The sequence below is a fragment of the Maridesulfovibrio sp. genome (assembly GCF_963678865.1).
GTDB lineage: Bacteria > Desulfobacterota > Desulfovibrionia > Desulfovibrionales > Desulfovibrionaceae > Maridesulfovibrio.
In genome coordinates this window covers 3,850,683-3,870,452 of record NZ_OY787459.1, presented here as the reverse complement: position 1 = coordinate 3,870,452, position 19,770 = coordinate 3,850,683, and the positions used below count along the sequence as shown (strand labels likewise).

At 43.6% G+C, this 19,770-nt stretch carries 20 protein-coding genes; 5 read left to right on the top strand and 15 right to left on the bottom strand.

The features are described from left to right. The 7 genes from ACKU41_RS17580 to ACKU41_RS17550 are packed head-to-tail and all read right to left on the bottom strand — an operon-like array spanning position 1 to position 4,689. Positions 1-264 carry a hypothetical protein gene (locus ACKU41_RS17580; RefSeq protein WP_321402644.1) on the bottom strand — a complete coding sequence of 88 codons (264 nt, stop codon included), beginning with the start codon at positions 262-264 and terminating at the stop codon, positions 1-3. Further along, the gene (locus tag ACKU41_RS17575) at positions 261-875 is read right to left on the bottom strand and encodes a hypothetical protein (protein ID WP_321402641.1); all 615 of its coding nucleotides are present in this window, start codon (positions 873-875) and stop codon (positions 261-263) included. Before ACKU41_RS17575 ends, ACKU41_RS17580 begins: the two co-directional genes overlap by 4 nt. After that, positions 875-1,579, bottom strand: coding sequence for an ATP-binding protein (locus ACKU41_RS17570; protein ID WP_321402640.1), 705 nt, complete (start codon positions 1,577-1,579; stop codon positions 875-877). Before ACKU41_RS17570 ends, ACKU41_RS17575 begins: the two co-directional genes overlap by 1 nt. Before the next feature lie 12 nt (positions 1,580-1,591). Next, positions 1,592-3,697: a Mu transposase C-terminal domain-containing protein gene (locus ACKU41_RS17565; RefSeq protein ID WP_321402638.1), complete on the bottom strand. Its 2,106-nt coding sequence runs from the start codon at positions 3,695-3,697 to the stop codon at positions 1,592-1,594. A 28-nt stretch (positions 3,698-3,725) separates the two neighbouring features. Then, positions 3,726-3,977, bottom strand: coding sequence for a hypothetical protein (locus ACKU41_RS17560; RefSeq protein WP_321402635.1), 252 nt, complete (start codon positions 3,975-3,977; stop codon positions 3,726-3,728). Then, positions 3,974-4,237: a helix-turn-helix transcriptional regulator gene (locus ACKU41_RS17555; RefSeq protein ID WP_321402633.1), complete on the bottom strand. Its 264-nt coding sequence runs from the start codon at positions 4,235-4,237 to the stop codon at positions 3,974-3,976. The genes ACKU41_RS17560 and ACKU41_RS17555 overlap by 4 nt, the downstream gene beginning before the upstream one ends. Next, positions 4,234-4,689 (bottom strand): hypothetical protein, encoded by a 456-nt coding sequence (locus ACKU41_RS17550; protein ID WP_321402631.1) that lies wholly within the window; start codon positions 4,687-4,689, stop codon positions 4,234-4,236. Before ACKU41_RS17550 ends, ACKU41_RS17555 begins: the two co-directional genes overlap by 4 nt. 234 nt (positions 4,690-4,923) lie before the next feature. On the opposite strand from ACKU41_RS17550, the gene ACKU41_RS17545 reads away from it, so the two are divergent. Continuing rightward, entirely contained in the window at positions 4,924-5,478 is a 555-nt protein-coding gene (locus tag ACKU41_RS17545; protein ID WP_321402628.1) for a helix-turn-helix domain-containing protein, read from the top strand. A 150-nt stretch (positions 5,479-5,628) separates the two neighbouring features. Beyond that, positions 5,629-6,231, top strand: coding sequence for a hypothetical protein (locus tag ACKU41_RS17540; RefSeq protein ID WP_321402627.1), 603 nt, complete (start codon positions 5,629-5,631; stop codon positions 6,229-6,231). Between the two features lie 463 nt (positions 6,232-6,694). Here the strand turns inward: ACKU41_RS17540 and ACKU41_RS17535 are convergent, their stop codons facing one another. The 3 genes from ACKU41_RS17535 to ACKU41_RS17525 form a co-directional block, all read right to left on the bottom strand. After that, positions 6,695-7,708 (bottom strand): site-specific integrase, encoded by a 1,014-nt coding sequence (locus ACKU41_RS17535; RefSeq protein ID WP_321402624.1) that lies wholly within the window; start codon positions 7,706-7,708, stop codon positions 6,695-6,697. 1 nt (position 7,709) lies between these two features. After that, positions 7,710-7,961, bottom strand: coding sequence for a helix-turn-helix domain-containing protein (locus ACKU41_RS17530; protein WP_321402621.1), 252 nt, complete (start codon positions 7,959-7,961; stop codon positions 7,710-7,712). A 232-nt stretch (positions 7,962-8,193) separates the two neighbouring features. Beyond that, the gene (locus tag ACKU41_RS17525; RefSeq protein WP_321402619.1) at positions 8,194-8,763 is read right to left on the bottom strand and encodes a tyrosine-type recombinase/integrase; all 570 of its coding nucleotides are present in this window, start codon (positions 8,761-8,763) and stop codon (positions 8,194-8,196) included. 822 nt (positions 8,764-9,585) lie between these two features. Between ACKU41_RS17525 and ACKU41_RS17520 the strand changes: the two genes are divergently transcribed. Beyond that, positions 9,586-10,521, top strand: a complete 936-nt coding sequence (locus tag ACKU41_RS17520; RefSeq protein ID WP_321402617.1) for a hypothetical protein — start codon at positions 9,586-9,588, stop codon at positions 10,519-10,521. Positions 10,522-11,226: 705 nt separating this feature from the next. Here the strand turns inward: ACKU41_RS17520 and ACKU41_RS17515 are convergent. Further along, on the bottom strand, positions 11,227-11,658 hold the full coding sequence (locus tag ACKU41_RS17515) for a hypothetical protein (protein ID WP_321402615.1): 432 nt from the start codon (positions 11,656-11,658) through the stop codon (positions 11,227-11,229). A 189-nt stretch (positions 11,659-11,847) separates the two neighbouring features. Between ACKU41_RS17515 and ACKU41_RS17510 the strand changes: the two genes are divergently transcribed. Then, positions 11,848-13,161, top strand: a complete 1,314-nt coding sequence (locus ACKU41_RS17510; protein ID WP_321402613.1) for a hypothetical protein — start codon at positions 11,848-11,850, stop codon at positions 13,159-13,161. Between the two features lie 62 nt (positions 13,162-13,223). On the opposite strand, the gene ACKU41_RS17505 is transcribed toward ACKU41_RS17510, so the two are convergent. Then, a complete protein-coding gene (locus ACKU41_RS17505) occupies positions 13,224-14,012 on the bottom strand; it encodes a hypothetical protein (RefSeq protein WP_321402611.1) in 789 nt (262 codons plus the stop codon). 85 nt (positions 14,013-14,097) lie between these two features. Further along, on the bottom strand, positions 14,098-15,063 hold the full coding sequence (locus ACKU41_RS17500; RefSeq protein WP_321402609.1) for an AAA family ATPase: 966 nt from the start codon (positions 15,061-15,063) through the stop codon (positions 14,098-14,100). 1,077 nt (positions 15,064-16,140) lie between these two features. On the opposite strand from ACKU41_RS17500, the gene ACKU41_RS17495 reads away from it, so the two are divergent. After that, positions 16,141-17,133, top strand: a complete 993-nt coding sequence (locus tag ACKU41_RS17495) for a hypothetical protein (RefSeq protein WP_321402607.1) — start codon at positions 16,141-16,143, stop codon at positions 17,131-17,133. 241 nt (positions 17,134-17,374) lie between these two features. Here ACKU41_RS17495 and ACKU41_RS17490 read toward each other — a convergent pair whose 3' ends face one another. After that, positions 17,375-17,545 (bottom strand): hypothetical protein, encoded by a 171-nt coding sequence (locus tag ACKU41_RS17490; protein WP_319779934.1) that lies wholly within the window; start codon positions 17,543-17,545, stop codon positions 17,375-17,377. A 713-nt stretch (positions 17,546-18,258) separates the two neighbouring features. Next, complete coding sequence (locus ACKU41_RS17485) at positions 18,259-19,761, bottom strand: flagellin (protein WP_407944408.1); 1,503 nt, start codon at positions 19,759-19,761, stop codon at positions 18,259-18,261. Positions 19,762-19,770 lie beyond the last annotated feature (9 nt).

The window sequence follows — 19,770 nt, the reverse complement described above, 5'->3', positions numbered from 1 at the left end:
TTAAGCTCTTGTGCTTGCGGCCAGCTCCTCGGCCAGTTGTTTTGCATCAAGCGGGGGCTTAAAAGAACTGACCGGGGTATGCTCTTCGATTTCTTCAATATGCAGAGCGCAACCTTCAAGCTCTCGGATGATAGACTTCATAGTCGTAAACTTGTCTTCATCCATGCCCTGAGCCATGCAACGCAGTTCAAAAACACAATGTCTGATCTTGCGACCTACCGGGCTTGTTGCTGGCTCTGCTGTTTTTGCCTTCTTACTGCTCATGTTTCCTCCTGATTTTTTTCAAACCGGTCCATGATGGTCCGGCAATATTTCAAAATTTTCGTTTTAGTGCTGGGCTGGTAAAGATCGCTAAGCATAAAAAGTCGGGTCAGTTCACACACTGCTTCGCGCTCAGTCGCAAACGGATCGCGAAGTTCTGTGGATGGAAGAGGTGTTTCGCTGGTCTGTTGGGCAAGCGGAGTAGAACGATAAAGAATAGTGTTCCCCTTACGCCCTTGACGCAGAATAAAGCCCTCACTTTCCAGAAACCTAAACCAGCGAGATACATGCGAGTAGTCAGCGTCAGAACGTCGGGCAATATCCTGAGCTGAGAAACCAGACTTTGCAGCCTTAACTGCTCTCCATGCCTTGCTAAGCAAAGGAGCGTCACGGCGGTCCTCTGTTTCAACATATTCATATTCGCCGCGGGCAACCCATTTAAGGGCACCAGCTTTTCTGAGAGAGGTAATGCGTTTGCGGATACGGTCTCGACGTTTTGTGTCGTTAGGCCCTGCCCCCATTGCGGCGTATATCTGGGCATTAGTAATGGTTTTTCCGCCCTTGCTTAAAGTGCGGCAAGCGGTACGCATCTGGTCCATTTTGTCAGTCTTCATTACCGCCTCCAGGTCAAAGTCTTCTTGGCAACAGCATTGACCATTTTGGCGTCAACCAGCTCGGTCTGGCGGGTGCGGGCAACTTTCTCCAGCCCAGCAAGCAAGGTCCAGACAAGCCTGAAATCACCGTCAGCTTTCTTTACGATCAAGGCGCAGGCTTCCGGGTCAACGTTAAGCCCAGCAGCATCAGAAGCGAGGATTGCCACATCTTCTTCAGCGACCGGCTCGAACTCGACGGAGTGCTTGACGCGGGACCAGAGACGGCGACGCTCGCCCAGCACTCCGTGCAACTCGCGCTCACCTATCAGCACAATAGGCACGCCTGTTTCGTCATGAATGTCGCGAAGGTCCTCAATGCGTCCCACATGCAGCCTGTCGGCTTCGTCCACATAGATGGTCTGAGGCTCTACATTCAGCCGATCAATTATGCGGTCTTTGCAAGCTGCCGAGCTGCGAGCTGGCTTGAGATACATTTTGTTAGACAAAGCGGTTAGGAATGCATTCTGAGTCCAGCTCTGACGCACACGCAGGAAAATACCGCCGTTACGGGCCTGATAGGTTAGACTGGTTTCAGTTTTACCGCGCCCCGCCTGACCGTAGACAAGGGCGAAGCCCTGTTCACCATTATCCACTGACTCAAGGGTGGAAATAGCGGTATTGAACTTGGTCACGTTTGAGGTTTCGATAAAGATAGTTCTGTCCATTTGCTGCTCCAATTAATTGCTTGCCTGTTTACGGGCGTAAAACCGCTTGCGCTGCTCGCAGCGGGCTTTGATGTTGTCGTATTCATCCGTAGTTTCGAAATATTCCATCCATTCCAGATCGGGATCACGCAGTGCGACTCCCTTCTGGATGCTCAGGGTGAAAAGATACTCGTACTTGTCCAGCTCGTTTAAAATGTCGGGCATTTCTGCTGGTGGTGTATAGGCCGGAGCGGACTTGCGGGCGTCCATGGCTTTAACCTTGGCGGCCTCAATGCTGGTAATTTTGGCTTGAGTAAGCGGCTTAGGCTGCTTGGATTCGTCCTTTTCGTCCTTTTTGACTTCCAGCTCTTTCATACGCTGCTGTTGGTCTTCCAGAGCAGAATCCAGCACACCTTTTACGTAGCCTGCTGCATCTTTTTCTTGCGCTTTTCTGAAAGTGACTTGCTTTTTGAACTCTGCCTGGTGTCCAGTATTGCCAAGCAGATTTGCGGCGGGATGTACCTTTGCCACCTTGGGTGCTGTACAGATAAATTCGCCGTCTCGGTAGACATGAACGCAGGACATATCATGCATGTCATAACGGACTTGTACTGAATGGGTACGGCTGTACAATTCCGGTGAGTAGTATCTTTCGCCGAAAAGCTTGATACCTTCACGGGTTATCTTACGGTACTCTTTGACCATCATCAGGTGGCGAAGCTGCTGTTCATCAACACCGGGGCCGCGACCAGCAACAAAAAGTTCTGCCGGACATCTACCGTTCAGATGTCCGCGCTGCGGCTTATTGATGTACTTGTCTATCCAACGGGCCACAGCCACATGGGTTTCTTCCATGGTTAAAGGACGGCCGCCAGTACCTTCGTATGCCTTGCGGTGCATGGTTTCGCCGCGATGCAGGCGAGGCGGCTTGTTATCAATGCAGTTACCCACGTAACTGGGAACCCATTGCTCAAGCTGGTGTAATGTGCCGAAAAACCTTTCGATTGTTTTTGACTGGCCATGATATGGCCATGCAAAAATTGTCTGGACGCCCAGTTCTTGAAATAGACCGCCGATTCCGGTCTGCTCGAACTTGGTGCCGTTGAAATATTTGGAACGAAAAGCGCGGCCGTTATCAAGGTAGGCAATGCGGGGATACTTACCGAGAGCTATGCAGGCGCGGCGGAATGCCGACGCGATAGCCTGAGTATTTTCGGTTGGCATGATCTCCCACCCTAAGGGGCAATTGGAAGCCATGTCGTACCACATAACCAATTCCATACGCTGGGGTTTGCCTGTCCATGGGTTGGTGGTCTCAAAGTTGAGCACGTGGCCGTCAGCAACCATGATGTCGCCGACTTCAATAAGGTCATAATCCCTCTCAATAAAAAACGCGGCTTTGTCATTCCAGCTCTTTTTACCTTCACGTGTGAAAACCCATGTTCCAAAATGGGTTTCTTTCCACCGCTGGAGCCAGCGACGCATGGTTTTTTCTGAGGGGCAATACAGCCCTTGTATAGACATGAGTCCCATGGCCGTATCAATTGATTCTGATATGGTGGTGGAGTTGGGATTGAGCACCGCTTTCAGCAGAATATCGGTGTGCTGTTCGGTCATGACGGTACGGGCTGCATTGCCTTTGCCGCGTCCATCGGCCAGGGCAACAACTGACTGCTCTTCACGCAGGGTAACCTTCCAACGCTCAATGGTTTTCCATGAAACCTTGACACCAAGCGTGCCTAAAAGTTGGGGCCATGCGCCACCCTTGTATGCTGCTATGAATAGAGTTTTGGCTTCCGCTTTGCCGCCTCTTTTCGCCTTGCTGAGGTGTGAGGTGTACAAGGCAACGAGGTCAGCACGGGCCAAAGCCTTGGCGCGTTTCTTATCTGACAATGAGTCAAGGGTCGGCCCCTGGGTGGGTGTAGATGATACGGGACAAACATCAGCGGTGCAGGCTTCGTGCTTCAGGATCGCGGTGCGCACGCTTTCAGGGAGTGTGTCGAAAGCGTATTCTTTACCACCGCCTCGACCCTGACGTGTACGAAAAGGCCAGCCTTCAAGCTTTGCACGTTTCTCAAAGGCTTGTCGCGTAACGCCCAATGCTGTGTATATTTTTGCTGAGGGGTAATGCTTGCACATGATGTTTTGTCGCTTGTTTGGGATTTTATTAATCTAAGTCGTCCACTTCTTCCGCAGACAACAAATCAGCTCTATTATATGGTGATCCAAGGACTACAATTTTGTCCGTTTCATTAGTTACTGCTTTGCTGCTAAATTCTTCTTCCTGCTCTTCAAGATGAAAAATGGACAAGTGCTCTTGAGCTATTTCCAGTGCTTTTCCTTCGTCATCATCGTCCGCGACATGCACATATATGTCTGCGTGTGTGATGACCTCTGCTGTTATTTTGAATTCTCTCATTCTTTGTCCTCTTTCATCTCTTCAGGCAAAGAGAGATACTTTTGCGGGCATCCCTTATCTCTAAGATATGCCAGTACTTTTTTGTTGTTTGTCGATCCATTGATTGTGCTGCTCACAATCGATTTGGAAATCCCTATGTCTTTTGCGATCTTTATTTGAGTAAGATCATGGGCACTCATCCATTCTTTGATGCGCCAGGGGTATCTCTTCTTGCCTGATCTGACCCCGGCATGAGGGTTCGCCACTGCTGCTGCGCTCATCTTAAAACCGCCTTCAATCTTCTTTTTTCTGCTTTTGCCTTTTCCGCTACTAAATCGGCTTTGGCGTAATCTCTGAGCTGTTTATCTTCCTCAGTCATAACCTCAAGGCCAAGCACACTTAACAACGGCATTAACGGACTGTTATCTCCGGTTGCCATGACAAATGTGATGATGGCTTGCAGGCTGGGTGGATGGTCCCGATCTTCCGGCGAAAGCCACTTATCCAGTGTGGCCGTCTTGACGCTCTTGGCGTTCCCGCGGCTCAACTTGACGCCGGAAGATCGGGCAATGTCGGTCATACGTTCGGCAATAAGATCGCGGGAGAGGTGATGGCTGGCAGCCACTTTATTCATTCTGGAACGGACCATGGGCATCAGCGTAGCCAGACTTGCGCCAAGCTGCTGAATCTCCATTTCCCGATTTTCATCATGAAAAAGTGTAAGCTGCTGCACTTTTTTCACCGTCTTTTCTGCTCCTGTTTACCGTCCAAACTGGACCGTTGACCGTGGGTGCAGGCGGGTGCTAATTAGGTAGATACGAATTTACTGATTTTGTTCACCGCCCTTGAAGCTTTTTTAAACACTTTTTGCGTTAGTCTGTCAACTCAAAAAGAGGTTGCATATTTACTTTTTGCGACCAGTTTTTAAGCATAAAGGCAACTGTTTGATATTAAAGGGAATTTCAAAATGCCTGATTCATCAAAGCAGGTTGCAGGTTTGGTTGCAGGTTTAACTGAAAAAGATGCAACCGCCATGAATACGTTTTTAGAGAGATTAAAACTAGCAACCAACGCAAAAAGTGACAGCGAACTAGCCCGTTTCATGGGACTGAGACAATCCGCAATGTCTTCAGCTAAAAGCCGAGGTCAGATACCAGCGTCTTGGTTGGTAAATATTGCAATTAATTGTAATATTTCTGCTGATTGGCTACTTACTGGGGATGGGGCAATGCATAGAGGAGAAGCTCTTCTTAGATCTCGACCTTCAGAGCAGGATGGATCATGCGCTCAATGCCAAGAGCTTGAGGCGGAGCTGGCCGAAGAGCGCAAGCTGGTACGCGAGCTGACAAATGACTTCCGAGACGCCATGAAGGAAAACCGGGAGCTGAACAGAGAACTGCGCTTGGCTGTCAAAGAAAGCAGCTATTTCAAGGCCAAAGCAGGCGCAGCGGAACTACGTATGCGAGAGCGACCGGCAGAGTATGGCCAGGCTGATGAAGACAGCGAAGCGAGGCCTCCCTAGATAACCAGCAACCTACTAATTTACTGCAAGAATCTGTCGCACCCTACGGCGTATAAGCATTTCTTTGCAGTTTTTCATGTCGACTGGTATAGAATTTCTTGTTTTGAGTGTGGTCGTGGACTGAAATATTTACAATAAGTGGAGGTTGGTATGCTGGCTAATTTATTTGTAATTGGACTGCTAGGTGCTCAAATAGCTATAGTCGTGGGACTAATTAAACCTACATGGGTAAAAGCGACATCAAGAAAGAAAGTCTTAGGAATATATGGCCTTGCATTAATTGTGTGTTTCGTGGGGTTTGGAATGACCTACGAAAAGCCTGGTGATATTGTATCAGCAAAATCAGTGGACAAAAAAATGCAGCAGGTTGCACAAAAAGAGTCTAATAAACCGAAAGGAGATGAGAAAGCCGAGCCTCAAGAGAAAATCGAGATTGATATGGATGAGGTGAACAAAAGATATGAAAAATATTTACAGCAGACTGCAAAAAATAAGTCTACAAAGCCGACATATTCAAATGATCCTGCCGTCAAGAAACTTCAAGATTGGGTCGTAAACACCTGTAATGGCGGAAGTCCATTTAATCAAAGCATATTAATGAATAAATTAGGCGCATTCGAACTGACCACAGTGACAAAAGGCAACCCCAATATACTGAAAGCATTTTATTACCCCAACGCCGATATGACCATCATCGCAAATGTAAAAACACGCAGAATAGTCTATTGGAGACTTGGTCGCCAGGGCAGCTAAAACTTTCTCATTTTGAGTGTCTAAAACAAAGGGCAAATGGTCAAAATTCTCATTTTAACCATTTGCCCTAAAATTTTTCCAACAAACCCTGGTAACCCGCATATTACCTACATTTATCCTGCAAATATCCTATACGCCCCGCATGCTTTCTTAATTCTCATCTTCACTGTCCCCCTATACCTATGTTGAAGAAAAATGATTGAGAAAAAGTATGAATGGGTTTGTATGATCCGCTGATTCAGGGAAGTGATTACCAAAGTGTTAGAGCTTGTTTGAGCTTACAGTTTTCATCCCCTGATTACCCTGCTGACTTGAATAATCTCCATCTAAATTCTCGGTGTCTCCCCGGCAGCCGCTGCGACAGCATGGTTGCTTTGATGTTTTATTTTCAATTGCCAAAAAGAAAGGGAGCATCATTTTCTGACGCCCCCTTCTTTTCCCGACAATCCGGCAGGTAATTTTTCTAGAATATATCCGGCAACCCTTGAATCGCCTGTGCTTCATCTCCCGGGATAAAGTGCCCATACACATCAAGCGTCATGCGGGTTGAACTGTGATCCATGAGCATACTCACAGTCTTCACTGGGACTCCCTTTGCGAGCAGCATTGAGCAAAACCAGTGGCGAATATCGTAGAGTTCAACGGCATCATCGACACCAATTTTCCTGCATGTTCTCCTAAAGCCTTGGTTAATACCATCAAGATTTCCACGACCATTGTATTCGATCATATAGTCGGTTTTGGCCTTCTCCTTCTGGATCATCAATTTCTCCAGAAACTCCGGCTTCAGAGGTATTATCCGCCACTTGCGGTTCTTGCCCAAAACACTGACTGTCGAGTCTTTCCAGTTGATATGTTCCCACTTGACTCCCAGCAGTTCTACCGGGCCAGGGCGAACGCCAGTGTTGGCAATGAACTCTACCCCAAGCGCAATGTGCGGGACACATGCATCACGAATATTCAGAATCAACTCCTTATCTACCAACAAGTCCTTCTGGGGGGAGCTTTTCCGGGAAAAATGAGCTAAAGGATTTTTCTCAATCAGCTCCATTCTAACACCCCATGAAAACATCGCCTTCACATACCCCACATATGTCGAGCGCGTCACAAGGGATGCTTCAGGAAACTTTTGCTTTACAAGACGAGAGATAGTATCCCCCTTAAGATGAGAGATTGGTATCTGACTCAACTCTGGAAGAAGACGCTCATTGAACATTTTGAGCCAATCCCTGCGCCACTGCTTGCTCATATCTACATCATCCGAAGTGTAATAACGCTGGGCAAGCTGATCAATGTATTCGATGTTGTTAGCCAACAATTCCTGATCATCATTCTTCTTTCCATTCACAGAACGGTCAAACTCCTCTGCACGAGCTTTGCCTGCTTCACCGGAGCCAAAACCACTCTTCTGCTTCTGCTTACCATTCTTCCTATATCGGACGAAGTAGCTGCCACTTTTCCGCATGTGAATAGACATACTAACCTACTTTAATTTTTACGGTTTTAAATTTTCTTTTTCTCTTGCTGGCTACTGGAACTTCACAAAAGAAATTGGGATTAAGCATCCATTCATCCAGATCGCTAAGTGCAAATCTGACTTTGGATGGACCGCGTCTGGGTATCCGATATTTTTTCACCAGCTGGCGAAAGTGATCATATGAATACCCTGCGTATTCTGCGGCAGCCTTAGCCGAGATGTAGGGACCTTTCGGTTCGTAATTTTCATTCATGACTTAAGAACTAAGGTCAGACAAAAAATCGTCAACACCCTGAAATCAATATAGATTTCACACCTGAATATACCATTTTTTTCTTGCTCATACATCTCTCAATCATTAGCCTCTGCTTCCTCCAACACCCTTCGACATCAAAAAAAGTTAATTTTTTTTAAATTTTCTTCTGACACTCAAAAATGGAAGAGCACCTGCACAATCGTCATGCAGATGCTCCTACAAACCAGCCTCAAATATTGTTCAGCAAGATTTCTTCAACTTCTTCGTCCTGAACACCGATGTAGCGGCGAGTAACACTTGGGCTGGAGTGGTTAAGACGCTTGCTCAACAATTCCCATGACACCCCGAAATGAACTCTTTGGTGGTAACAAAATGTTTTTCTGAGGCTGTGAGCACCGTAGTTGCCTTTCAGGTTGATTGCAGCCGTCCACTCCTTCAGCAACCCGGTCACCCTGTAGGTCGTTATTGGGTAGTTCCCTTTGCGGCCTTTACGGCTCTGAAAAAGGAACTGATCTTCATCAACTTCGCATCCACAATGTTCTAAGTAGTTCTGAAACGTGTCAGCAATTTCTTTGTTGATGATGGTTACATTCTGTTTTCCGGTTTTCTTCTCAGTGACCACGATCCGGCCGCCAATCTTCTTGTCCAGCATATCCTTGACGCGTAGTGTCAGAATATCCTGAGTCCTCAAACCTGAATTAATGCCCATCACGAATAGCAACAGGTTTCTGGGATGGTCCTGAAGCAGCCGCTTAATGTTTTTAACATCCTTCATTGAAGTGATAGGTTCAACTTTCATTTTTCCTCCTGAATGTACGAAATTATTGGTTTTATGGTAAAACCAACCATTCAAAACGGCACGGCTGAAACTGAAATTTCAGTTTCGTCTGTAAACCATTCAAGTTCGTAGATTTTTTATGGATGAACTGTGGAATGTCCGTTTTTAGGGAAAAACGTACATTGGTTCCTTGAAGGAAAATATCTATATTGGTTCAGAGTAGATGACGAGGGAACTGGCTGATGATCTTGCCGTTCACAATAGAATTCAGGAAGGGACAGAAAATAAACTACAAGAAGAAGATACTCCGAAAAGTACCTCCCTCCCAGACACTCAACGAATTTTCTCATTGATAAGAACGATTAAAATTGACTTGAGTATCTTTTTGGCAACTTTGGACTTAATAATCTTGAGGACTGCCCCTTTCGAAACAGTCACTATCCGGTACATACGCCCTCCTTCTGCAAAAGTTCTCACCATTGACTTTTAATATCTCTATCAAATATTAAAATAGATCGTACTTGTATCGTCCTAACGTTCCATGTCAAAAAAATATAGATATAATATACGTGAAATAAATTTATGAATTTTAAAAACTAGAAGACATATAAAATACTAATCTAGTAAATTTTATATAATTATTGGGTTTTATTTAAAATAAGAACTTTACAATACACAGCTATTAACTAAGCCATGTATGAAAATTAATTACTTAGACTAATGTGTCTCAATATTTTTTATTATTCTATTTTTATGTAATTTTAATCGTCAATAGTTGTTATATTTTTGTTGCAGCAAGAAATTATACTTAATTGCTGTAGAATTTTATTGAAGGAAATTAGTATGCACGTACATTTACCGCATTCATTTGAGTATTATGACTACTTATTAGGTGAACCATTGCAGAAGGATCAGGAGCTTTACAGAATTGAACCGAGCATCGACTTCATTAATATCACTGTGCCGTTCGAAGTGATGAATTCTAATCGTATGGACCTGTTTATAAAGGATAATTTTGAAGTACTTAGCAAAAGATTTTATTCCAATTCCGTAGAAGAGGTATATGAAACAAACGTACCGGTTTTAGGAATGTCAGATAAAATGGTAGCTGTTCAACATTACTGCAGATATGGCACGACATTCCAGTTCAAGGATATAAACCAAGAAGTTATTTCCTATATGATTAAAATTTTTAATGGTTTTTACCATCGTGTCTCTAGGGTCGAGTATACTTTAGATTTTTATACTGCTGATAACGGCGAGTTTTTCTCGTTCTTAGCTTCGTCTGCTACTCTGAAGCATCGTAAAGGTGAGTTTACACCTCAAGCTGATTTCGAAACAACTCGATATTTGAGCAATGTGAGAAATACCAGAACGATGGGAGGCCGGATTTATATTAAGGAAGACAAAGAAGGAAGCCCTGTAAGAATAGAAGCCAAATTAGGTAACAGGAAAATTTCAGCAAACGGTCTGAGGACAATAGAAAAAGCTGTCACTGTGTCTCCTAGCGTACCATTTGAAAGATATATGTTCAAAAAATTCAATCATGAAAAATATTTGAAAAATACATATGTCAAAGATGTGGGATTGTTCGAAAATGAATTCTTCGAAACGATGAATAGCAGTGCAAAATGTGGTGGGTTTACGCAGGCAATGAAGATTGCTCGTGAGTACAAGCCATCGGTAGGATATTACGTTGAAGACCATTACTTCTCCGGCTTCTTTACTGCCCTGATAAACGAACCAATGTATGAAACTATTTATGGAGCAGCAGTATAAACAAACCATAGTGACAGAGTCGATGACGGAGAGGGGCATTAGCTTGTCTCTCCCTGTTTTAATCTGCACACAAAGCAGCTCCAGCGTATAGGCAGCAAACGCGCAAATCCTGCCGTTCAATATCAATATAATCTTTCACAGAATCCAGAAAACAACTCTTACTAACAGCAACCAGTATTGAAACCAATCACATTAATCAAATCAAATAAATCCAGACAACTATTTTAAATAATGATATAAATTCAAAATATATATTCCTCAAATATACATCTTTTTAATCCGGTAATAACATTGATCAGATAATTTTATTTCATAACCATCTAATAAATATTATCTTTTCAACATAAACATGTTTCATTTCCCTGTTTTCTGAAATTTCATCGGTGAGATAAAAAATGATAACATCCTAATTTAAATATATTTCTTCTATCTATAACGGCAACATACTCCTGATTAAGCTTTACTGGTCTGCTGACGTTTTCTGCTGTAACCATGTAGGTGACATCGGTTTTGTTACTCCTGTAACGTACCCACCATATGATGGGAAAATCGAGCCCTGCCACAGAATAAATCAAGTTTTTTGATTTTCAGGGGGAGAGGTACCGCACTCACATGACCTATAAAAGAAAATTCATTTCAACCGACCCCAAAAAAAGTAAAAGCCGCAGAATTTCTTCCACGACTTTTTGAGAGATAAGAGGGGTCTTATCCTGCGAGATCATCACCTTCGCCTTCCGGCCCGGCAACCGGGTTTTCCTCTACAGGGTCCTCGGCACCGTCTGCGGAGATCATCTCCAGAATGATCTGCCCTCCATCAGCTTCAACGGTAAACTCGGTTCCTTCCGGGAATTCACCGAGCGTGTCCAGCTTCTTCAGACTGAGCTTCAATCCATGTTTGCCAACTCGAACAGTATTACCGGATCTTGTATAAAGCCCTTCGACCTCATAAAACATCCTGTCATCATTGACCAACCTCATTACGTGTTGACGAAGAGATTGTTTACTTGCAATCCCTATTGCCTTCTGAATCTGATCTGCTGTCTTACCGGCATTGATCATTTCCCGCAGCTTCTTCGGATCGTACTTACTTTCAAACACTTTTTTGATTTTAGCTTCATCGCTTTTCTTCTTTGTCATTTGCAACCTCCTTAAATGGTTTAACTTATATATACCTATAAACCATTTAAAAAGGACGTTAACGATAGTTCAGTGATTCATCTGTGCTGGCGGCAGCCTAAACCTAAATATCCGAGTACTTGCTAAATTCTCTGTACGGATATAATTTCTTATCCAGACAATTAACCATAATAATTTGAGATTCATCTTATGCACTATGTACATGTAGAGTCACCAAAGCCAGCAAAACAAATTGATTATTCCGAAGCCTCTGCAACACAATCAGAACGGGTTTTATTTTCCTTGATTCATGCTCTGGGCCGAAAAGAGTTTGATTTTACATCGACACCCGGGTTTGCCCAAAAGCTGAAAAGCTACCGCAAACAGATGAATATAGGCGCGTTGAAGCTGTATGTTGACTCTGGTGGTTACAGCATGATCACCGGGGATGTGCCGTTCGAGAAGACAACAGATTTTATCGACTGCTATAATAGATTCTTTGAATATCATAATGACAGCTTCGACTACATTTTTTCACTCGACATACCAATCTGGGGCGGAGAAAAGAACACAAGGCATTTGACTAAGAAAAACCTTAAACGTTTTAACGAAAAATCGATTCAGGATTCTTTGTCAGTAATTAAAAAAAATCCTGTTCTTGCTGATAAATGGTTTTTCGTCTGGCACTTCAAGTTTCAATCCCAATTCGATATTTGGTCTGATATCTTCATGAGCCAGAATGTTTCTCAATATACTTCTAATTATGCCATTGGTGGTCAGGTTGGCTTGCGTAAAATGGCAGAAGAAGCAACCGGCAAAAAACTGAATTTCACTCCATTCACCGCTATGGCTTTCTTGTGTCTGGCAGAACATCTCTCCGGGCCGCTTACCCACAAGCAGTTCAAGCTCCACGTCCTTGGCATCTACAACATTATTGATAGATTCCAGTTAATTTTGATCGATAAACTTTTCTCTTCTTTTCTTTCCGAGCACAATCTACCTACCCCGGAAATTACACATGACACCATCAACTACACCCGCTCTGGGTTATACGATGCTCGTAAGTTGAAACCATATTCTTTCAACGGGCAGTCACTGGACCGGTATGAGAATATTTTTAAAATCCCTGATTCACTGCTCAGAAAAATTTATTTCAATGAGATTTTATATAATAGCTTTATCAGCGAAAGGGATCGTCAAAAAGAATTCAAGGAATTTGATGATGTGTCCTTCATTGTACCGCTGAGTGTGTACAGTAACTTGGAGCAGGATCGTTTTCTTGAGCACATCGAAAAGCAATATAATCTGTGTAACGGTTTAAGCGGGTTGGATATCAACCGTGTTACCAGTGTGATACTTCAAGACCACCCCGACTACTTTTCTATTAGCCAGAAGGACGAAATCATAAACAACCTGTCAGCGTTGCAGCACTGTATGAAGCTGTTGCGAAATGGTGACATTGAAGGTCTCAAGGTTATGGTCAAACACTATATTAAGATGCTCAGCCTAGACGATCCATTTTAGAAAGAAAAAGGCCACCCCTGTAAGAAGGAGTGGCCTGACTAAATGATCTTGGTTAGGATTTGTTAATAAAGCTGCGGCAGGAGCTTCTCCACCAAGGTAAAAGACACCCCACTGGCAAATTCTACTTCAGCATTAAGCCAAAACTCACACACAGCACCAGCTTCTTTAGACACCCGCCAGTAGTCGAACTGGCTAGTATCAATGTCATCGCTGCCCGGACTTACCATTTCAATTTTCAGGTCAAGACTTTCACCTTTCAGGTAGTGCAGCCAAAAGGAATGCAGCTTCAGAATAGGGTCACCTGCGACATCTGCTCTGTGCTCGGTGGGAATCATTTTCTGTGATTGCGGCCAAAACTGTCCGCCATGCTTATTCATAATAGAACTGCATACACCGGCTTTGTCAAAATCAAACCGAAGCGGACCTTTGCCTTCAAGCAAAGTTTTATATGTTTTCCTCTCAGCCGATCCAGCGTCAAAACTCATGGACAGTATATCACTTCCAAGAATATCAGGTAGACTTTCCCTATCTACCAAAGGTTCATAACACGACACCGGAATATCAAAAGAACCGCCTATAAAATGGTAATCCTCTTCTGTAGCATAGACCACCACATCTTCGCTTCCGGCATTCATCGCCTTCAAAAGCTTAACCTGCTGCCTGTCGTTCATCAGATGCAAGGTTGTGTTACCAACAAGGCTGGAGAGGTCTGCAATGATGAAAGTATCTTTATCAATCTCCTGCACGAACTTCCCATCAACAATCTGTATATCTGATATGAAATGCAGAGATTCCATCAGCTTCGCCAGAGTTTTCATTTGAGAACCCGATATTTCAGTAACTTTTTCCATCATCTATCTCCTGTACCGATGGAAATCAAAATCCATTTTACCTAACAATATTGGTAGACTAGACTCCGATTTCCATCGGAGTTTGTTAATCTACCAGAGCCTTCTGCCCAAGAGGAGTAAGGCGGTACTGCCCATGCTTAACCTTGTCGACAAGATCAATCTTCTCCAGCTTCTTCAGGATGTTATAAACACTCTTGTTGTTGAGGCCGGTATTGCAAGCAATCTCTTTCGGTGACATGAAGCCACCACACTTATCCTGAAGGGCTTTCATAATATCACGGCGTTCTTCGGTAAGACTAGTCTCTTTGACTTCGCCAACCATCTGCCAACGCAAAGTTGTGTTATCGAATTTCGTGGCCCACTCGCTTGTACAACATTTCCGACCAGTTATGCACAGCCTGCCGTCAGAAGTGAACTCAGGGCGGTCAATCAGTACGGTTGTGTCTGCAACCCCGGTCAAAGCTTGTGTACCATATGCGGCGGTCTGCCAGTTTTTAGGGATTTTCTTGGTGGTATGATGAAGAAGCACAACCCCTACACCATACTCATTGGCGAGCTTATGAAGCTGTGACAGGTTGGCATAATCAGCCTTGTAACTGCTCCCCTGGCCGCCTTTAAAGCGTTCAAGAATATCTACTACGATGAGACTAAGTTCCGGCTCAGTGGACATCATATTTCCGATTTTTACGAGTCCGCCTCCTGCCATCGTAGGGAATTTCGTCTCAACATACAGCATGTCCTTTGCAGCATTCATGTTCATTTTGTTGGTACGACTTGCTATCAGCTCAGGCTGCTCCTCCAAGGACAGGTAAAACGCTTTACCATTGGTAGCTCTAAAACCTTCTGAGCCTGCGAACACAGGAGTACCATTGGTCACAGCTTCGGCAATTTGATACCCGAAGTTGCTCTTTCCTGCTTTCGGAGAACCGATCAACACATTGAGGCCGGGGTAGATCAACCCTTCAACAATCGGTGACAGCGATACGCCTGCATACGCCTCACGCAGGTCTTCAATGTACCCTCCAGTAGGTCTTGACTGATTAATAGACATGAAGCACCACCAGAACAAAACCAGAAGCGCAAAAGAAAACACTACAAGACCAACCGCAAGGCCGATTTGCAGAAGACAGGCACTCATCAAAGTGAGCAAAATAAAAGTGGACTGCTGGGATGCAGCTACAAATAAAAACAAAAAAAATTGTCATAGTTATACCCTCCTGCGAACTGGTCGCAAGTACAGAGTTGCTTTAAGCAACATTTTCTGCGGGTATGACTTCGTGGCCTATACAATCGCAACAATGCGATACTCTCTGCATCCCAAGAAAAGAGAGTGGCTAATAAATAATTTGATATAACTGCACAGCATAGAACCGTACTTTAATGTATGTTGAATACTTGGCTATCAAGCCAGTGTCAACCAACTTTGCGGTATAATCGCATTGCAGCTAATGGATATTCAAAAAAATAGATTATACTCTAAGAGACCAGAGTTGAATCCAAATCAACCTCAAACACACTGAAACTGAAATGCCTGAAGACGGGGAGTAAGGTAAATTGACCAAGCTGTCCTATAAACGCTGCCGTTATCAAATAATAAGCAAAAAAATCTCCCAGAACCACACAGGCTCCGGGAGCGTATCATTAGCAGATCAGCAACAAACAGGCTGCACAAACAACCGCAAGTGCAGCACCGAACTCGACCAGATTTATAATATTAGCTAATTTGTTTTTACTATTACCATTTTTAATTGATTTGGCCATAGACTTCTCCTTTATCCAGAAATATCTATGCAAACCATCGACAAAATCACTTAAGCGGGGAAATTCATATACTCGTCCTCAGCAGCAATTATCGACATCAAAACCAATTCATTTCATATATATTTACAGTATGTTATTTTTTTTAAATTTTTTATTAAGTTCACCCCTTGCCAACATGGGCACAGTAATTATATTTTTTTCTCAGAAAAGAAACACAAACTAAACTCTTCAATATTTAAGGACAAAAATGATCAAGGCAGCCACACATATCCCCTTCCTTCTGGGATTCTGCCTTCTTTTGCCCATATTACGGCATCTGAAATTCTCCTGTTTGACCTATCCTCAAAGGTTAAAATTGGAGAATTTAATGTCCAAAGGAATTATCGAAAGATGTTTAGAAATTAAACATCAAAAGTGTTTAAAAGTTGAACGCAAACAAGCAATTTATAGAACAGTAAAGTTTAACAAAAAAGAACTTTGCACTTGTTCACTGGACATCGGTTTGATCTGCGATCATGGATGTTTGTATTGTTCTACTCCCACCATTGCAGCAGCAAGGACTAATCGTGTTTTCAAAGAACACGGAACCACCGCTCAGAAAACGCATAATGCTCAGATTGCGTGTATAGACCTTGGCACACCCAAACGTGTTGCAGCTGATGCTAAGAAGCTGACCGAATCAGATGTAGTTATGATGTGCACTAAAGTTGATCCATACAGCCCAGCTGTTACGGACACCAACTTGTTCTGCGACTGCCTGCATGAAGTCCTGACCAACAACTCCAGTTGCCAGATCAGAGTTCTCTCCAAGAATGCTGGTATCGTTGATGTACTCAAGGACTTCACCGAGTACAAAGATCGTATCCTGTTCTCTCTGAGTATCACTGCACCGGCCAGTATGCAGGACTTCATTGACATCGTTGAGCCCAACACCTCCACTATTCAGGAGCGTCATGAAGCGATGACAGAGGCACATGCTCTTGGGTTCAGGATGTACGGAATGGTATGCCCTTGCATGCCCGGTATCATGACCTCGCTTGAGCAGATCAAATCTACTTTCCAGAAAATCCTCGACCTCAATCCTGAAGAAATCTTTGTGGAACCTGTTAACAGTCGTGGACAAGGATTCAACAACATGATTGCAGCTCTGGACTCTGCTGGGATGCACAGTCACGCAAAAGACATCAAGGAGATCAAGAATAAAGACTCCCACGATGATTATGTAGCAGACCTCATCAATACTGTGGCTATCGCAGGTGACCTCTTGAACATCGCTGCACCGATCCGTTTCCTTTCTTACAATAAAAAAGAAAACATTGGCGCGAAGCTGATTGATGACTACCATGTGATCTGGCTTTAAACTGAAAGCTAGCGGCGAGAGTATTGGGTAGACTCTCATTCTGCTAGAAGTGGTTAATGTGTAGGCGGGGTTGTACGGTCCAAAGACCAAGCAATCCCGCCATTTTTATTTCATTAGAATGACCAGCCCGGCGTCGGGGAGTTGAGACTGTGTAAACGGACAATTTCATGATTCGCTAAAGTTGCCGTTATCAAAAATAATTATTCTCCCGAAACCGCCGAGGTCCCGGGAGAATACCACATTAATTGACGAAGAACTTCGCCACTACATAGATCACCAGAAGAATCCCACCCATTTTGATCAGGTGCATAATATTGGAGCCGAAAGAAAGCTTTTCTCCACAATTGTAACAATTCTTCTGTTTCAACAGGTTTTCAGCACCGCATTTGTGACAAGTCTTGGTATCAGCCATAACTACCTCCTTTTATGGATAATATCTCTCTAACAATTGTGATTCGAAAATAACCAGCTACAGCAGCCATCTCATCAATTCACAAACTAAACACGTCTTAAATTGCCATATAATCGTATATAGTTTATAATCACAAAGACAAATGTAGTCTACAGATTATTTTATTTTAATATTTATAAACTATAATTTATATTTTGATGAACGGAGATTTTTAAAATTGATTAAAACTGAAGACGCAGGAGCTGACTCCCGATAAACTCCAGACACGCTGAAACTGAACTTCCGAAGGCGGTGGTTGTGATGGTCTAGTGCCAAGCAGCCCCGCCACACTTTAAATTCAATTAACCAACCCGGAGCCGAGGAAATTTCCCTTAAAAACGGACATTCAAGTTTTAAAAAGAGTAAAATTGCAGGAGTGACCCAACCATCAGAAAAAAATTAAAATGCGCAGGAAGGGGCTGTTTTGTGCGAAGGATTTTGATGGATGCTGCCGGGGACGTTGGAGCCGGAAAATTGGAATTTAAAAACTGGACAGTGCCCCTGATTCATGGACGCTGCCGTTATCATGAACAATAAAAAATCCAGAATAGGCACCATTTATTTAAACCAGTACACAGCCGAGGTCCCTACCGAAATAAAAAGATCAATTCGAATCATTTTTAATTTCAGCGTAATCTCGGGGGAAATTGTGATCATCAATTTATCGGTCTACCCTACCCGCCAATTAATTGCATAGCCATCTTCGGTAAACTATTGGCCTGAGCCAACATAGCGGTAGCCACCTGAGTTAAGATTTGTTCTTTGGTTAATTCAGTCATCTCATCAGCTACATCCACATCAGATATTCTGGATTCGGAAGCCTGTAAGTTCTCGGCCTGAATGGATAGGTTTGTAATGGTATTTTCCAATCTATTCTGCATGGCTCCAAGATTTGCTCTAATATCATCCTTATAAACCATTGCATTATCAATTTGTTCAAGAGCGTTTTGTGCTCCTGACTGTGTGCTAATATCGACAACCTGCATCCCGTCAACACTGGAATAATTCACTTCCGGCATATAGGACCAAGAAGTGTTTATAGAAAATGCTCCTGACCCAATACTGAAAAGCAACAAGTCTTCTGTAGCGACATCAATATGGACATAATCAACGGTAAATCCGCTATCACTCGTGATGTTGTTGTGAACGCTATCGTGCCAGTTACCGTCACCTCCAGATGAAACAGTCATACCTCGGAAAGAGGTCGAGTTGGTTCCTGAGTTAGCGGAATAACTGCCTCCGGTATTTATGTCGTCACTGTTGTATGTGGCCCCGGTATAGAACCCATTGGATTCGGTAATAAACGTGCTATCAACATTCGATGAATTAATTCCATTCTCCGACCACACGAAATCGTTACTGGCAGGTGTTGAGGTTGCTGGATCATCTCCAACAGGCGAACCAGCTATATGATGACCATCACGGGTAAAAATAGCTATGTCGTCATCTTTGCCTTGAGCACCGTTGTGTATGTAATTGGAATCCAGTTGGATCGTAATATTGGTCGATCCTTTCGGTATGTAAGCGTAAGGGACGACACCTGATATTTGTCCTTCGACCCAGCCACCATTTTCAACTCGATTATTAATACTTACGATATTACTGGAAAAGGATAGTCCTAATCCTAGATTTTCCAAACTGGCACCAGCTACATTCACATAGTAGTAATCTTCAGCACAGTCATTCCCGGTACCGAAATGAATCTTTGCTGCTCCTGATGAAGTCAATCCTGATCCGTCATGAGTTCCATCCAAACTACCATCCAGCAACTTGATACCATTGAAATCGGTAGCCTGTGAAATTCTCTGAATCTCCATCGCCATTGCCTGAAACTCGGAATTTATTATTATCCTCTGATCTGAATTGTAAGTTCCAGTGGATGCTTGCATCGCCAGCTCCTTCATTCGTATCAGCTTTTCATCTATAATAGAAAGAGCTCCATCAGCGGTCTGGATCATGGACACCGCGTCATTGGCATTTCTGATTCCTTGGTTCAGGGATCGAATATCGGAACGCATCAGTTCACGTATCGCCAATCCAGCAGCATCATCTGCTGCTGTTCCTACTCGCAGTCCAGATGACAGCCTACGTACCGAAGTACCCAATGCTCCATAATGGGTATTCAAGTTACGGGCGGCACTACTTGCCATCAAGTTATGGTTAATGGTCAAACTCATTTTCCACTT

What these genes read in the sequence shown, in the direction of transcription:
- ACKU41_RS17580 (WP_321402644.1), bottom strand. Translation starts at nt 264, where the DNA reads ATGAGCAGTAAGAAGGCAAAAACAGCAGAGCCAGCAACAAGCCCGGTA.
- ACKU41_RS17575 (WP_321402641.1), bottom strand. Translation starts at nt 875, where the DNA reads ATGAAGACTGACAAAATGGACCAGATGCGTACCGCTTGCCGCACTTTA.
- ACKU41_RS17570 (WP_321402640.1), bottom strand. Translation starts at nt 1,579, where the DNA reads ATGGACAGAACTATCTTTATCGAAACCTCAAACGTGACCAAGTTCAAT.
- ACKU41_RS17565 (WP_321402638.1), bottom strand. Translation starts at nt 3,697, where the DNA reads ATGTGCAAGCATTACCCCTCAGCAAAAATATACACAGCATTGGGCGTT.
- ACKU41_RS17560 (WP_321402635.1), bottom strand. Translation starts at nt 3,977, where the DNA reads ATGAGAGAATTCAAAATAACAGCAGAGGTCATCACACACGCAGACATA.
- ACKU41_RS17555 (WP_321402633.1), bottom strand. Translation starts at nt 4,237, where the DNA reads ATGAGCGCAGCAGCAGTGGCGAACCCTCATGCCGGGGTCAGATCAGGC.
- ACKU41_RS17545 (WP_321402628.1), top strand. Translation starts at nt 4,924, where the DNA reads ATGCCTGATTCATCAAAGCAGGTTGCAGGTTTGGTTGCAGGTTTAACT.
- ACKU41_RS17540 (WP_321402627.1), top strand. Translation starts at nt 5,629, where the DNA reads ATGCTGGCTAATTTATTTGTAATTGGACTGCTAGGTGCTCAAATAGCT.
- ACKU41_RS17535 (WP_321402624.1), bottom strand. Translation starts at nt 7,708, where the DNA reads ATGTCTATTCACATGCGGAAAAGTGGCAGCTACTTCGTCCGATATAGG.
- ACKU41_RS17530 (WP_321402621.1), bottom strand. Translation starts at nt 7,961, where the DNA reads ATGAATGAAAATTACGAACCGAAAGGTCCCTACATCTCGGCTAAGGCT.
- ACKU41_RS17525 (WP_321402619.1), bottom strand. Translation starts at nt 8,763, where the DNA reads ATGAAAGTTGAACCTATCACTTCAATGAAGGATGTTAAAAACATTAAG.
- ACKU41_RS17520 (WP_321402617.1), top strand. Translation starts at nt 9,586, where the DNA reads ATGCACGTACATTTACCGCATTCATTTGAGTATTATGACTACTTATTA.
- ACKU41_RS17515 (WP_321402615.1), bottom strand. Translation starts at nt 11,658, where the DNA reads ATGACAAAGAAGAAAAGCGATGAAGCTAAAATCAAAAAAGTGTTTGAA.
- ACKU41_RS17510 (WP_321402613.1), top strand. Translation starts at nt 11,848, where the DNA reads ATGCACTATGTACATGTAGAGTCACCAAAGCCAGCAAAACAAATTGAT.
- ACKU41_RS17505 (WP_321402611.1), bottom strand. Translation starts at nt 14,012, where the DNA reads ATGGAAAAAGTTACTGAAATATCGGGTTCTCAAATGAAAACTCTGGCG.
- ACKU41_RS17500 (WP_321402609.1), bottom strand. Translation starts at nt 15,063, where the DNA reads ATGTCTATTAATCAGTCAAGACCTACTGGAGGGTACATTGAAGACCTG.
- ACKU41_RS17495 (WP_321402607.1), top strand. Translation starts at nt 16,141, where the DNA reads ATGTCCAAAGGAATTATCGAAAGATGTTTAGAAATTAAACATCAAAAG.
- ACKU41_RS17490 (WP_319779934.1), bottom strand. Translation starts at nt 17,545, where the DNA reads ATGGCTGATACCAAGACTTGTCACAAATGCGGTGCTGAAAACCTGTTG.
- ACKU41_RS17485 (WP_407944408.1), bottom strand. Translation starts at nt 19,761, where the DNA reads ATGAGTTTGACCATTAACCATAACTTGATGGCAAGTAGTGCCGCCCGT.